This window comes from Bergeyella cardium, assembly GCF_009914665.1.
GTDB classification, from domain to species: Bacteria; Bacteroidota; Bacteroidia; order Flavobacteriales; family Weeksellaceae; genus Bergeyella_A; species Bergeyella_A cardium.
In genome coordinates this window covers 691,896-706,346 of record NZ_CP029149.1, presented here as the reverse complement: position 1 = coordinate 706,346, position 14,451 = coordinate 691,896, and the positions used below count along the sequence as shown (strand labels likewise).

The 14,451-nt window shown below is 39.2% G+C and carries 11 protein-coding genes; 7 read left to right on the top strand and 4 right to left on the bottom strand.

Going from position 1 to position 14,451, the window contains the following annotated elements:
* On the top strand, positions 1 to 1,815 hold the full coding sequence (gene ftsZ / locus DBX24_RS03195; RefSeq protein WP_160223967.1) for a cell division protein FtsZ: 1,815 nt from the start codon (positions 1 to 3) through the stop codon (positions 1,813 to 1,815).
* Between the two features lie 183 nt (positions 1,816 to 1,998).
* A complete protein-coding gene (locus tag DBX24_RS03190) occupies positions 1,999 to 2,409 on the top strand; it encodes a BrxA/BrxB family bacilliredoxin (protein ID WP_160223966.1) in 411 nt (136 codons plus the stop codon).
* Between the two features lie 80 nt (positions 2,410 to 2,489).
* On the opposite strand, the gene DBX24_RS03185 is transcribed toward DBX24_RS03190, so the two are convergent.
* The gene (locus DBX24_RS03185; RefSeq protein ID WP_160223965.1) at positions 2,490 to 3,308 is read right to left on the bottom strand and encodes a hypothetical protein; all 819 of its coding nucleotides are present in this window, start codon (positions 3,306 to 3,308) and stop codon (positions 2,490 to 2,492) included.
* Positions 3,309 to 3,391: 83 nt separating this feature from the next.
* On the opposite strand from DBX24_RS03185, the gene DBX24_RS03180 reads away from it, so the two are divergent.
* Positions 3,392 to 3,904 (top strand): ferritin, encoded by a 513-nt coding sequence (locus tag DBX24_RS03180; protein ID WP_160223964.1) that lies wholly within the window; start codon positions 3,392 to 3,394, stop codon positions 3,902 to 3,904.
* Positions 3,905 to 4,137: 233 nt separating this feature from the next.
* Here DBX24_RS03180 and serS read toward each other — a convergent pair whose 3' ends face one another.
* From serS to lon, 3 genes are all read right to left on the bottom strand, one after another.
* Positions 4,138 to 5,406, bottom strand: coding sequence for a serine--tRNA ligase (serS, locus tag DBX24_RS03175; protein ID WP_160223963.1), 1,269 nt, complete (start codon positions 5,404 to 5,406; stop codon positions 4,138 to 4,140).
* A 256-nt stretch (positions 5,407 to 5,662) separates the two neighbouring features.
* Positions 5,663 to 6,097: a nucleoside deaminase gene (locus tag DBX24_RS03170; protein WP_120489662.1), complete on the bottom strand. Its 435-nt coding sequence runs from the start codon at positions 6,095 to 6,097 to the stop codon at positions 5,663 to 5,665.
* Positions 6,090 to 8,510 carry an endopeptidase La gene (lon, locus tag DBX24_RS03165; protein WP_185150757.1) on the bottom strand — a complete coding sequence of 807 codons (2,421 nt, stop codon included), beginning with the start codon at positions 8,508 to 8,510 and terminating at the stop codon, positions 6,090 to 6,092. The genes DBX24_RS03170 and lon overlap by 8 nt, the downstream gene beginning before the upstream one ends.
* Before the next feature lie 247 nt (positions 8,511 to 8,757).
* Here lon and DBX24_RS03160 point away from each other — a divergent pair, with 247 nt between their 5' ends.
* The 4 genes from DBX24_RS03160 to DBX24_RS03145 all read left to right on the top strand — a co-directional run bounded on the left by DBX24_RS03160 (position 8,758) and on the right by DBX24_RS03145 (position 14,434).
* On the top strand, positions 8,758 to 10,917 hold the full coding sequence (locus DBX24_RS03160) for a peptidylprolyl isomerase (RefSeq protein ID WP_160223961.1): 2,160 nt from the start codon (positions 8,758 to 8,760) through the stop codon (positions 10,915 to 10,917).
* Between the two features lie 145 nt (positions 10,918 to 11,062).
* A complete protein-coding gene (locus DBX24_RS03155) occupies positions 11,063 to 12,004 on the top strand; it encodes an MlaD family protein (RefSeq protein WP_160223960.1) in 942 nt (313 codons plus the stop codon).
* A 231-nt stretch (positions 12,005 to 12,235) separates the two neighbouring features.
* Positions 12,236 to 13,579, top strand: a complete 1,344-nt coding sequence (locus DBX24_RS03150; protein ID WP_160223959.1) for a 4Fe-4S dicluster domain-containing protein — start codon at positions 12,236 to 12,238, stop codon at positions 13,577 to 13,579.
* Between the two features lie 75 nt (positions 13,580 to 13,654).
* Complete coding sequence (locus DBX24_RS03145) at positions 13,655 to 14,434, top strand: (Fe-S)-binding protein (RefSeq protein WP_120488422.1); 780 nt, start codon at positions 13,655 to 13,657, stop codon at positions 14,432 to 14,434.
* Positions 14,435 to 14,451: the final 17 nt, after the last annotated feature.

Sequence of the window (14,451 nt, the reverse complement as noted above, 5' to 3'; positions counted from 1 at the left end):
ATGAAGGAACTGAGTTTTAATATGGAAAAAGGGAAATCCTCAATCATTAAAGTAATAGGCGTTGGTGGAGCAGGTAATAATGCCCTCAAACATATGTACGAAAGAGGTATCCACGGTGTAGATTTCGTTATTTGTAATACTGACCAGCAGGTACTGCATAAAAATCCCGTAGAAAATAAAATCCAGCTTGGGCTTACCACTACCGAAGGTCTTGGTGCTGGTGCCGATCCAGAAGAAGGAGAAAAAGCAGCTCTTGAGAGCATAGATGATATAAAAGCAATGCTTGGTCAGAATACTAAAATGGTATTCATTACAGCAGGCATGGGTGGTGGTACAGGTACAGGTGCTGCTCCAGTAATAGCTAAAGTAGCTAAAGATATGGGTATCCTTACCGTAGCTATTGTAACTATTCCTTTTTCCTTTGAAGGCGAAATAAGACTTACCCAAGCAGAGCAGGGGCTTGAAAAACTAAGAGAGAGCGTAGATTCCCTTATCGTTATTAATAATGAAAGGCTGCTACAGCTATTCCCTAAGCTCGGTTTCCTAAGTGGTTTTGCCCGTGCAGATGAAATCCTTAGTAATGCAGTTAAAGGTATGGCAGAAGTCATCACCGCTCCATTAGTTGTTAATATAGACTTTAGAGATGCTAAATCTGTATTGGAAAATTCAGGTACTGCGTTGATATCTACAGGTTCTGCTATTGGAGAAAACAGGGCAGAAGAAGCTATTAAAAAGGCTCTTGACTCCCCATTATTAAACGATAATAAGATTACAGGAGCTAAAGATGTACTCCTCCTTATCCTTAGTGGTAATGAAGAAAATCAAGAAGCTACTATGGAAGAAATTGGGTTTATCAATAGATATATTCAGGAAGAGGCAGGAGGAAATAATAAAGCTAATATTATTTTTGGAGTTGGCACAGACCAACAGTTGGGAGATGAAATTAAAGTTCTCGTCATCGCTACAGGATTTAATAAAGATAATCAAAAAAAAATTCAGATAGGAGAATCTGAAAAAGTTACATTTAAGTTAGACGATAACGCTCCTAAAAAAGAATCTCCATTTAAGACGAGAGAGCAGAGAACTCAGGAAGAATCTTTACCATCAGATAAAAATATATTTCGATTGGATGATGATGAAGGCCCTGTTTTTGAACCCACTCCTCAGTTTAGTGCAGCCTCCTCGCCAGCTATTTCTTCTCAGACATTAGTTATAGAAGAGGAAGTCCCTGTACAAGTAGGCTTCTTTGGTAATGATGATTCAGACTCAAAATCCGAAATCAACCTTTTCTCAGATTTTGATGAGTACGAAAGCTCAGCATTTTCATTCGAGGTAGAAAACCACAAAGAAACTTTCCCATCCCATGAGGAAAAACCCGTTGAGGTCAGCTTTACTCTTAATAAAGAAGAAATAGCACCGCAGTACGAGGTTAAAAAAAAAATAAGCACTGAGGTAGAGCAAGAGGTTAAGCCTTCCCATACTTTCAGTCCGCAGGAAGGTATTCAGGAAGTTCCTCAAAATAAAAGCGAAGAGGTAAAGGAAGGATTTATTTTCATTACTAAGGAATCTGAAGAGCATAAGCAAAAGAAGGTTCAGGAGAGGAGAAACCGCTTGCAACAGTTCAATTATTACCGAGCAGATTCTTCTGCAGAAGCAGAAAATGAATTTGAGACTGTCCCTGCTTTCAGAAGAAAGAATATCTCGATTGATGAAGCTCCATCTACTGAGGAGCAGAATTCTTTCTTCATCTCCGAAGATAATAAAGGAGAGGCTCAGATTCGTCAGAACAGCTTCCTGAATAAAGATGTAGATTAGTCTTTCACAAAAAATAGTACAAAAAGCCCAGATATTTTATCAGGGCTTTTTTGTGCCAATATGTCACGGCTTTCTTTTGGTATGTTTTTAATGGAGAGCTATCAGCCGTTGCTATATTTTGCTATAGAATATGTATTTTTGCACGCGAAAAAGATTAAGAAAAACTTTTAAATAAATAATATTATGTATCCACAAGACTTAGTATTGCCTATGAAGGCAGAGCTTACAGATAAAGGCTTTGAAGATTTAGTAACTGCCGAACAGGTAAATCAAGCACTTAAAAGAGAAGGAACTACGCTTCTCGTTATAAATTCCGTTTGCGGTTGTGCTGCTGGGGGAGCAAGACCAGGGGTTATCTACTCACTTACGGGAGATAAAAAACCAGACCACCTCATTACCGTTTTTGCTGGTGTAGATAATGAAGCCGTTGCAGAAGCCCGCAAATTCCTTGCACCATTCCCACCGAGCTCACCTTGTGTAGCAATTTTTAAAGATGGTGAATTAGTGCATATGCTCGAAAGACACCATATCGAAGGTAATGCTCCAGGTGCTCTTGCAGCAAATCTTCAAGCAGCTTATGAAGAGTTTTGTTAATAAAAATACTGTTTCATTATAGAAAAGGCTCAGCTTATTGAAAGCTGAGCCTTTGTTTTTTTTATTTAGTGGGCTGTTTGTTAGTTGCTATAGTTCACATATTCTGTACCTCCTACATAAACCAATGAGGTATATTCTACATTTACATCAGCACCGTTATACTTTTCATTTACAGTTTTGGAAGAGCTGAACCTTAGCATATACTTATCCTTATTCACAGGAGAGAAGCTGAAATTCCCCTTTTTATCTACACGAACAGACTTGGGCTCACCTCCATTAAGCTCTATCCTCACTTTAATTTTATCTGAAAGATGATCGCTTTTTAGCATTTGATAGTTGCGCTTTCCATCCTTTATTTTAGTTTGAAGTACCAATTGAAAATAATCTTTATCTCCCAGAGTTAATTTCTTATTTATTGAAGCATCTGTGCTCACAAATCCAACCGACTGATAGCGGATCTTCATTCCCTTAAAAGCGTCTTTTACAAGATGATTAAAGCTCACGGTATAAATACCCTTTTCTGTTGCCTCAAAATATCCAGCGCTGTACAGTCCCTTGTCCTCTGTTTCTAATTTTATCACTTTTCCAGAGGGTGTTTGTACTATTACTTCCACTTCCTTAAGGTCAGAGAACCATTGTGCTACGGGAGTTACTTCTTCCATATCACCAAAGTATAGCCGTACTTCGTGTTTGCTTCCCAGCTCTGCCACAGGCTTTGTTTCTAACCAAATATGGTGTGCATAACCCATCATACTCACCAATAAAGTCATTAAAAGATTGAGTTTCTGTTTCATTTTTATAAAATTTGATTTAAGGTTATTAATAAAGATTATAAAAGCTACAAAAGTACTCTCACCTGCTGAGATAGGCAAGGCATTTTCATCGATTTTATCTGTCAATTTGAAATTATTTTAAACATAAATTTATAACTTCCTCTCTGTTATTGGTTCAGAACATTTAATTTTGCCAGAAAATTTGAATTATGATTAGTAAAAAAGTATCAGATTTAATCAATGAGCAAATCGCTCATGAGCAATATGCTGCTCAATATTATTTGGCAATGTCTGCTTGGTTTCAGGTAAATGATTTGGATGGTATCGCGAATTATTTCCGAGTACAGAGTAAAGAAGAACTTACCCATGCTGATAAGATGTTCGATTATCTGGCAAATGTGAATGCAGAAGCTATTCAGATTAAAGCCATCCCTCAGCCTCCTCATGATTTTAAAGATGCTATCGATATCTTTGAAAGAGCTTTGGAACACGAAAAACTCGTAACTCAATGTATTTTCAACATCGTTAAAGCAGCAAATGAAGAGAATGATTACTCCACTGTGGCATTTCTTCAATGGTTTATCAATGAGCAGGTAGAAGAAGAGTCTAATGCTTCCCTTTTCCTTGCGAAAATGAAGCGAGTAAATGACAATCCGTCTGCACTTTATCTTTTTGATCAGGAGCTCGCTCAAAGAGTTCTCGAAGACGGCTCAAACGATTAGTAAATAAAGGCTAAGTCGCCTGTTAGCATGAGGTGTGCTTATTTACTTAATTCGCTACATAAATTTCATATTGCTCTATTTTTAAAAATAGAGCAATATTTTTTTAATAATTTGAATTCATAAATTAATTATTACTTTACTCATAACACAAAGATTAGTAAAGCAGTTTATTATATCTTCTCAGAATAAAAAAATAGCCTTGATATTTTCAAGGCTAAAAGTATTTTAGGGTATTAATCTATCATTTCAAATCTTGCATATTCAGCAATTTTTTTAGGAAGTTTAATTCCTTGCGGTGTCTGATTATTCTCCAGCAGTGCTGCCATAATCCTCGGTAGAGCCATTGCAGAGCCGTTTAGGGTATGTACAAGTTGTGTTTTACCATCACCTTTGTATCTGCATTTTAATCGATTCGCCTGGAAGGTCTCAAAATTAGATACCGAAGACACTTCGAGCCATTTCTCTTGCGCTGCACTCCATACCTCAAAGTCATAGGTCATCGCGGAGGTAAATCCAGTATCTCCACCACAGAGTCTGAGAATTCGGTAAGGCAGTTCGAGCTCTTCTAATAGGCTTTTTATATGCTCCACCATCTCTTCAAGGGCTGCGTAAGACTTTTCAGGATGCTCTATCCTCACGATTTCTACTTTCTCAAACTGATGAAGCCTGTTTAGTCCTCTTACATGGGCTCCATAGCTTCCTGCCTCCCTTCGGTAGCACTGTGAGAAGGCTGTATTTTTTATCGGGAGTTCTTTTTCATCTAAAATTACATCTCGATAGAGGTTTGTAACGGGTACTTCAGCTGTTGGGATAAGGTAAAGATTATCCTCATTAACGAAATACATCTGCCCTTCTTTGTCTGGGAGCTGACCAGTACCATAACCCGATGCTTCATTCACCACATGAGGAGGGTTTACTTCCATATACCCCGCTTCAGTATTTTTGTCGAGAAAGTATTGGACCAATGCTCTCTGTAACCGTGCTCCCTTACCGAGATAAACAGGGAATCCTGCTCCTGCGATTTTTACTCCGAGCTCAAAGTCTATCAGATTATATTTTTTTGCAAGTTCCCAGTGGGGGATAGCACCTCCACCTAAACCTTCTACAGCACAGGACTGATAAACCACCTCATTATCCTCCGCTGAAACACCCGCTTTTACCTTTTCATGTGGTATGTTGGGGATTAAGTACAGTTTTTCGAGGAGTTTATTCTCTACCTCAGGCCTTGCAGCTTCCAGTTCCTTAATTCTCCCTGCATAACTAGCTGTTTTTGCTTTCAGAGCTTCGGCTTCATCCCTTTTCCCTTCCTTCATCAGTGTTCCAATCTCTTTGGAAATTTTATTTCTCTCTGCATTGAGATTATCCAGCTCGAATTGTAGCTTTTTCCTCTCCTCATCTAATCCAATCACTTCGTCTATAAGCTCTATATTTTGGAAATTTCTCTTTTTTAAGCCTTCTATAACGCGTGTTTTGTTCTCTCGTAAAAAATTAACTTGTAACATAATCCGTATTCTTTAAAAATCAAATTCTCTCAGCTCCTTGCTGAGTAATAGCGACAAATTTAAGTATTTTTTATCAATACTCGGCCTTTCTATCATTCCTCATTACTACCTTTATTTTCCTTCTAAAAGTATTGATTGAATGGTTTTCTCTCTTCCTTTCTAATAGAAATTAAGTTATTATAAAGTAGGGTAAAACTAAAAGCCACTTATACCAACCGATAGAAGGAGGACTAAAAACAAAATGATGCTTACTGTATTACGGTCGTTTTGTTTTAAAAAAATCTTTTATGAGTTGAGAGCATTCGTTCTCAAGAACTCCACTGATGATTTCTGTTTTTGGATGAAGGGTCAGCTTCTTATTTATAAAACCTCTCTGAGGGTCTCGAGCACCGATAACCACTTTTGAGATTTGAGACCAGGCTAATGCCCCCGCACACATTACACAGGGCTCGAGGGTGATGTACATTATGCAGCCTGTGAGGTATTTCCCTCCGAGAAAATTTGCAGAGGAGGTGATTGCCTGCATTTCTGCGTGGGCGGTTACATCGTTTAGCGTTTCGGTTAGGTTATGGCTTTTGGCGATAATCCTGTTGCTATGCACTACGATGGCGCCTACGGGCACTTCATCTTGCTCATAGGCATTTTGTGCCTCTTTTAGTGCGAGACGCATAAAATATTCATCGCTAAATATTTCCATTCTTTTCTAAGGCTAATTCGAGTACCTCATTCATATTCTGAACAAAGTGGATTTTTAGTTTGCTCAAATAGTCTTTTTTTATTTCCTCTACATCTTTTCTGTTGGCTTCGCAGAGGATGACTTCCTTTATTCCTGCTCTTGTAGCAGCGAGGAGTTTTTCCTTAATTCCCCCTACTGGGAGTACTTTCCCTCTGAGTGTGATTTCACCCGTCATTGCAAGGTGAGGTTTTACTTTTTTATTTTTAAAGCTGGAAACCATAGAAGTGAGCATTGCTATCCCTGCTGATGGGCCATCTTTCGGTGTAGCGCCTTCGGGTACATGGATGTGGATGTTTTTCTTCTCCAGATCTTCAGCAGCAATGCCGAGCTCGGTGTGTTTCGCTTTGATATATTCCAATGCGATGGTCGCTGATTCCTTCATTACATTACCGAGGTTTCCCGTCATTGTTAAAGCTCCTTTTCCATTGCTGATGATGCTTTCAATGAAGAGGATATCACCACCTACGCTCGTCCACGCAAGTCCAGTTACTACCCCTGGTACAGAACTCATTTCCGACAGGGCTTTGGGTCTTGGTACTCCTAAGATTTCATCGATTTTATCAATGCTTAATTTGGCATTATATTCCTTCTCCATCGCTACCTGAAGGGCTACCCATCTCGCAATTGAAGAAATTCTTTTTTCCAGATTTCTTACCCCACTTTCCGAAGTGTGTGCCTCTATGATGTGCTTTAATTCTGCTGTTCCCAGTTTAAAAGATTGGGAACTTAGACCGTTTTCTTCTTGCTGTTTTTTTATCAGATGTCTTTTAGCAATTTCTACTTTTTCTTCGAGAGTGTATCCTGCGATTTGGATGAGCTCCATTCTGTCTAACAAAGGTGTTTGTATGGTTGAAAGTGAGTTTGCCGTAGCGATAAACAGTACTTTTGAGAGGTCGTATCCCCGCTCTAAATAATTATCATAGAAGGAATGGTTCTGCTCAGGGTCTAATACCTCAAGCAGTGCAGAACTTGGGTCTCCATTAAGCCCTTGCCCGAGTTTATCAATCTCATCTAAGACCACTACGGGATTTGATACACCAGCCTTCTTTATTCCTTGCAGAATACGACCAGCCATTGCTCCGATGTAGGTCTTTCTATGCCCTCGGATTTCGCTTTCATCGTGCAGCCCACCGAGAGAGATTCGTACATATTTCCTTCCCAGAGCGTCAGCTATAGACTTCCCGAGAGAAGTTTTACCTACTCCAGGAGGACCGGCCAAGAGGAGTATGGGAGATTTCATATCTTTCTTTAATTTGAGGACAGCCATATGCTCCAAGACTCTTTTCTTGATATCTTCTAATCCGAAATGAGCTTTGTCTAATACTTTTTGAGCTTGATTAAGGTTAAAATTGTCTTTTGTATAAGATTCCCAAGGCAGATCGGTAAAGAAATCAAGGTAATTTCTCTGAACATTATAATCTGGAGAGTTTGGATTTTGCCTTTGGAGCCGTTTTACCTCTTTCTGGAAGTGTTCTTCTATCTCATTATTCCATTTGAGCTTTTGGGCTTTTGCCTGTAGCTCATCTATATCGGAATCTATCCCTCCTCCAAGCTCTTCCTGTATGCTTCGCATCTGCTGGTTCAGGTAGTATTCCCTTTGGTTTTTATCTAATTCCTTTGTTGTTTTTTTATGAATCTGATTTCTCAGCTCTAGTCTTTTATATTCTTCTACAAGGAGTTCGTAGCATTTTTCTGCTCTCTTTTGTAGGTTTCTCTCTTCGAGCAGGCTTTGTTTTTCTTCGATGCTGAAATTGGCATTATTACAAACGAAATTTACCAAATGCCCACTATTTACCATATTGTTAATGGCAAAATTCGCTGCATTAGGAATGTTAGGGTCAAGGCGGATAATCTTTAATGCGAGATCTTTTATATTCTCTTGCAGAGCCTCATAGATATCTTTATCCTTGGGTTGTACTTCTCTTAATTTCTTTATTTCTGCTTGAATATAAGGTTCATCATAGACTATTCTGTCTATCTTAAACCTGCCTACACCTTTTGTTATTACAGTAGTATTTCCATCGGGGAGCTTTATACTTCTGATGATTCTTACAATCGTTCCTGTTTCGTATAAATCGCGGAGTTTAGGGTTTTCTATCCCTCCATTTTTCTGGCTTAGGATTCCTACTAGCTGCCCTTCTTTTTGGGCGTCTTCCAATAATTTTTTGCTATTATTTCTACCTGCTGTAATAGGTGCAATGATTTGTGGGAACATCACCATATTCCTCACAGGAAGAATAGGAAAAACGATCTGATTTTCCTCTCCCGCTTTGTTCACTTCCTTATCAGACAAGTTAATTTCTTCCGTTACAATACTGAAATTCCCTTCCAGTAACTCACTCAAATCTATCTCTTCAAAATCCATAATATTTATGACAATTTGTCATTTAGTTTATAAAATCAAATTTAAAATATCCGATGGCTTCCTTTTGTAGAACTATCTGGATAAAGCATGGCAGATTTTCCCAAGTCCTGTGCCAAGATAAAAAATGCGCCAAAATGACGATTAGCTATTCTTCTCAGTCGAGAAATGATTAAATAATTTTTTAAATAATTTCCTTACTATCCTTAAAATATGTATTTTCGCGGACTGATAAATTTTAGACTTAAACAAAATGGCAATTTTAAGTGAAATTAGAAAAAGACCAGTCTTATTGATGGGGATTATTGCCCTTGCCTTGCTTGCATTTGTGGTAAATCCTGATTCTATAGATAAAGTCTTTGGTAAAAATCCTGATGTATTAGGAAAAGTAAATGGAGAAAAAATTACAAGAGAAGAATTCAATGATCAACTAATGCTACTCCAAGACCAGGCGAAGCAGCAAGGTATGCCTACTTCTGGTCTCGAAGAGCAGGCTTGGCAGGTACTTATCCAGAGTAAGCTCGTAAAGCAGCAGTTTGATAAACTGGGTATGGAGCTCACCGATGATATGTTCTGGAATCAAATTCAGTACGATCCAATGGTTTCTCAAAATCAAAATCTTTTTGATGAAAAAGGAAACTTCAAAGTACAGGAGCTTAAAAAAGAAATTGAAAGTTATAAAGCCAATCCAGAGGCATATAATAACTGGCTCCGTGCCAGAAAAATGATAGAAACAAGGATAATGGCAAGACAGCTCGTAGCTAATTTTTCCGCAGGGATAACTGCCAGCAAGAAAGATGCAGAGGCTATGATGAAGCTCAGAGACCAGCTTGCAGATATCGATTATGTAAAGGTAGATTATGCGGAATTCTTGAAGAAAAACCCTATAAAAGTTAGTACTCAGGATTTGGCAGATTATATTAAAAAGCATCAGACGATTTTCAAGAGCCAGCCATCGAGAAATATCGGGGTGGTTTTCTTCCCTGCTAATCCAAGCCCGGCTGATGAAGGCAAAGTAAAAGAAGAAATAGAGTATCTCCTAAATAAAGGAAGTGAATCTGATCCAAATGAAAACTTCCGAAATACGGCGAATGATTCTATGTTCATTGCTTTAAATTCGGATGCACAATTTAATCCTGCGTATGTTCCTGCGGAGCAGCTTCCACAGGCGCTTCAATCTCAGATTGCAACGGCATCTACTGGTCAGATTTTTGGGCCATACAAAGAGCAGGGCTATTATGTAGTTTCTAAACTTTTGGATAAGAAACAGCAGCAAAATGCTTCTACATTAGCAAGGCATATCTTGATTTCCTATAAGGATAATCCAGCGGGAATTGAGGCTAATATGAGTGAGGCGAAAGCTAAGAAATTAGCAGATTCCATCAGTGCGATAGTAAAAACAGAACCTTCCAAGTTTGATGAATTCCTGAACCTCTCTGCTGATAAAGGCTCAGCAGCACAAGGAGGAAGTCTCGGTTGGGCAGATTCTTCACAACCTCAGTTTGTTCCAGAATTTCAAAATTTTGTAGATAAATCTCCGAAAGGTGAAACTGGAGTAGTAAAGACTGTATATGGTTATCATATTATCAATATTCAGGATAAAAAAGTTGAAAACGAACCGAAGATGACTTACAAAGTAGCCAATCTCGTACGAGCTATCAAACCATCTGAAGCTACTGAAAATGAGATTGACAAAAACTCTAAAAGATTTATTCAGCAGGTTCAGGGCAGGTCTTTCAACGAATTTTCTAATATTGCTAAAAAAGCGAAATATCAGTTCTCCAACCCTAAGGCGGTTAAAAGATTTGACGGGTTTATCCAAGGCTTAGGTACGGACAAAGACTCTGAAATCCTCGCTTGGGCATTCAATAAGAAAAGAGAGAAAGGAGATGTAGAACTCTTCAATGTAGATGGCACAGGAGATAAAATTGTGGTATATCTCAATGGTTTTTATGATGAAGAGTTGGCAGAGCCAGAGAGCGTAAGGGAGCAGATAGAACCTATTGTCCTCAACGAGCTCGCTGCTAAGAAAATCATAGAAAAACTTAATAAGTCTAAGGTTTCAAGCCTTGACCAAGTGGCAAAACTCTTCGGAACAACTAAGCAGAGTGGTCAGATTAATGCTCTTACACCATCGCTTGCAGGTTCTATGGAGCCAAAAGTTGCAGGAGCTTCTTTGGGTGTGGCTAAGGGCAAGCTCTCCAACCCGATTGAAGGAAAAACAGGAGTATATTTAGTGGTTAAAAAATCTGAATCTACGAACAAACAGCCTGGCAGCGAGAAAGAAACTGCAGCTATGCTTATGCAGCAAAATGCTCAAATGTTTGGTCAGTTTGTTATCCGAAGTCTCCAAAATGGTGCAGATATTAAAGATTACAGAATTGAGGTCTGGGATAAAGTAAGACAACAATAATCCTCAAAAAAAACCATCAGAAGCAGTAAGATTTTCTTACTGCTTTTTCTTTTTTTAAGGGGCTTTAATCTCGCTTTTAATGGCGTTTTATGGCACTTTATTTAATTTAAAATATACTATATTTGCCAAGTTTTTTTTAATGTTTATGAAAATATCAAATGAAATAAAAGCTGGTCTTATTGCAATCTTTGCCATCGTTGGTTTTGTATTGCTTTTCCAGTTTATGAAGGGGAGGAGCCTGTTTTCTACGGCCAATGTTTACTATGCTATATTTGATAATGTACAGGGACTCAATTCATCCAGCCCCGTATCCATTAATGGGCTAAAGGTAGGTAAAGTAGAAAAAATCTCTCCCATTATAGCGAAAGACGGAGCAGTTACCTTTCTCGTTCAGGTGAGGATAGATGACAAGTTCTCTTTCTCCAAAAAATCTACTCTGGAAATCTTTGAATCGGGATTAATGTCAGATACCGCAATCAGGCTTCGTATGGAAAATGGAAATCCTCTGGCTAAAGATGGAGATACCCTGCAAGCGGGATACGAACTTTCTTTGATGAAGAGCCTCGCTGCTGAAGCTATGCCTATCAAACAACAGGTGGAAGGTGTTTTGAAGCAGGTAGATTCTCTTACCACAAACGCAAATAAACTTCTTAATGAGCAGAATCAGCAGGAAATCAGAGCTCTTTTAATTAACCTCAATCGTACTGTTTCAGCGTTTGAGCAAACTTCAAGGCAGACCAATACCTTACTTGCGAAGGCTGATCCAAAGCTCCAAACCGTATTGGATAATACCTCTGCAATGACGGTAAGCGCAAAAAATACATTGGATAAATACGGCAAAGTAGCAGATAATATAGATGTACAAAAGCTCAATACTGCGGTTGCTAATCTAAGCGAGACTGCTCATCAGCTTAATGGACTTATTGCGGGCATACAAAAAGGTGAAGGAAGCCTTGGTAAAATAATGAAAGACGAGGCGTTTTATAACAACCTCACCCAGACTTCCGATAACCTCAATAAGCTCATAGAAGATTTGAAGAACAATCCAAAAAAGTACATCAACATCTCTGTCTTCGGAAAGAAGTAAGGATTTTCAGCATTTTCCTCCTACTTGGTTGGGAAGAAATATTTTCTCGTAAATTTTACCAATGGCTGAGGCATTTTAACCTCAGAAACAGGGTTAAAATTTACGGGGATTTCTATTTATCTTTTTTACAAATTTCTTTGGCTTCAAGGGCTTTTCCTCTCAAGTTTAGTATATTTCAGCACTTTTTTATCGGTGGAGGTTTTAGCAAAATTCCACAAACATAAAACCATTATGAGCTATATAGACAACATTATTTTTCTTCTCTGCATCTCGGTCGGTTTTGGGCTTTTTTTTAGGAGCCTCAGAATCATCTACCGAAATATTATGCTCGGAAAAACCATCCACCGAACTGATAATAAAGCAGAGCGCTGGAAAATAATGGCAAAGGTAGCTCTTGGGCAAAGTAAAATGACCAGAAGACCCGTCGCTGGAATCCTCCATATCCTTGTCTATGCGGGTTTTATCATCATCAATTTAGAGCTTGCGGAGATTCTTGTAGATGGACTTTTCGGTACGCACAGGGTACTTTCATCTCTGCTGAGTTCATCGTTTTACAATCTCTTTACCAGTACATTAGAGGTTTTTTCATTTTTAGTGCTTTTATCGGTAATTATATTTTTTATCAGGAGAAATATTCTAAAAGTAAGCCGCCTCAGTATGCAGGAATTAAAAGGCTGGGCAAAAGACGATGCCAACTATATCCTGCTCATTGAATGCTCTCTAATGCTCGCCTTCCTCTTAATGAATTCGGCTGACGCACTTCTCCAGCACAGAGGAAGCCCACATTATCCCATTCTCGGAGCTTTTCCAGTGAGCAAAATCACCTTCCTGCCTATTTTCAAAGCGCTCAACCTCTCCGAAACCACACTTATATTTATTGAGAGAATAGGCTGGTGGTACCACATCTTAGGGATTCTCTTTTTTATGAATTACCTCTACTATTCCAAGCACTTACATATTTTGCTCGCCTTTCCCAATGCGTGGTTTTCAAAGCTCCAGCCCAAAGCCGAGCTCAGTAACCTGCCGTCTGTAACCAAAGAAATAAAACTGATGATGAATCCCAATGCAGACCCCTATGCTGCAAGTTCAGATTCATCGGAAACCCCTGTGGAGCGCTTCGGTGCAAATGATATTTTTGACCTTAACCGAGTGCAGCTCCTCAATGCATATTCTTGCACAGAATGTGGCCGTTGTACTGCCGTTTGCCCAGCAAGTATGACAGGAAAATCCCTCTCTCCAAGAAAAATTATGATGAAAACAAGGGACAGGCTCGAAGAAGTCGGACAAAATATAAATAAAAATGGTCAGTTTCAAGATGATGGCAAACGACTGCTCTATGATTTTATTTCAAAAGAGGAAATCCTCGCTTGTACAACTTGTAACGCTTGTACCGAAGCCTGCCCAATCTTAATAGACCCACTTTCCATCATTATCGACCTCCGCCGTTATATGGTGATGGAAGAAGCATCGGCTCCCCAAGAATGGAACCTGATGATGACAAATATCGAGAACAATGCGGCGCCTTGGCAATACAATCAAGCCGATCGCCTCAATTGGGCAGACGAAGAAAATTAACTCATCAGTATAAAGATGAGTTTTTTAAAAAGATTTTTGAGATAATAAAAGGAACGATGTTCCTCCATTAAAATTATGAAAATAAAGACGATGGCGGAGTATGCCGCTGAAGGAAAAATGCCCGAAGTTTTGTTTTGGGTGGGCTGTGCCGGAAGTTTTGATGACAGGGCAAAGCGCATCACGAGAGCTTTTTGCAAAATATTAAATCATATTGGGGTGGAGTTTGCTGTGCTGGGAAAGGAAGAATCTTGCACGGGCGACCCCGCGAAGCGCGCAGGAAATGAGTTTATCTTCCAGATGATGGCGCTGAACAATATAGAAGTGCTGAACGCTTATGGCGTTACTCGGATTGTAACGGCTTGTCCGCACGGTTTCAATATATTAAAAAACGAATATCCGCAATTGGGAGGTAATTACGAAGTGCTGCACCACACACAGTTTTTAAAAAAATTAATGGAAGAAGGCCGGCTAAGGATAGAAGGTGGAAAGTTTGAAGGGAAGCGAATAACCTTCCACGACCCCTGCTATCTTGGGCGAGGCAATGGTGAGTATGAAGCGCCTCGACAGCTTCTTGAGAAGCTCGACGCCGAGCTGGTGGAGATGAAAAATAATCGGAGAAATGCAGTTTGCTGCGGTGCTGGGGGCTCTCAAATGTTTAAGGAATCTGAAAAAGGTACGCAGGAAATCAATGTAAAACGAACGGAAGAGGCTTTAGATGAGGCGCCAAACATCATCGCAACGGGTTGCCCATTTTGCAATACAATGCTGACCGACGGAATAAAACATTTTAATAAAAACGAGGCAGTTGTGGTAAAAGACATCGCTGAGCTGATTGCTGAGGCAGAAGATTTGTAAAAAGTTAATTACCTTTG

Excerpts from the sequence above, each read along its gene's own strand:
- serS (WP_160223963.1), bottom strand. The coding sequence starts at position 5,406 with ATGTTACAAGTTAATTTTTTACGAGAGAACAAAACACGCGTTATAGAA.
- DBX24_RS03190 (WP_160223966.1), top strand. The coding sequence starts at position 1,999 with ATGTATCCACAAGACTTAGTATTGCCTATGAAGGCAGAGCTTACAGAT.
- DBX24_RS03180 (WP_160223964.1), top strand. The coding sequence starts at position 3,392 with ATGATTAGTAAAAAAGTATCAGATTTAATCAATGAGCAAATCGCTCAT.
- DBX24_RS03150 (WP_160223959.1), top strand. The coding sequence starts at position 12,236 with ATGAGCTATATAGACAACATTATTTTTCTTCTCTGCATCTCGGTCGGT.
- DBX24_RS03145 (WP_120488422.1), top strand. The coding sequence starts at position 13,655 with ATGAAAATAAAGACGATGGCGGAGTATGCCGCTGAAGGAAAAATGCCC.
- DBX24_RS03160 (WP_160223961.1), top strand. The coding sequence starts at position 8,758 with ATGGCAATTTTAAGTGAAATTAGAAAAAGACCAGTCTTATTGATGGGG.
- ftsZ (WP_160223967.1), top strand. The coding sequence starts at position 1 with ATGAAGGAACTGAGTTTTAATATGGAAAAAGGGAAATCCTCAATCATT.
- DBX24_RS03155 (WP_160223960.1), top strand. The coding sequence starts at position 11,063 with ATGAAAATATCAAATGAAATAAAAGCTGGTCTTATTGCAATCTTTGCC.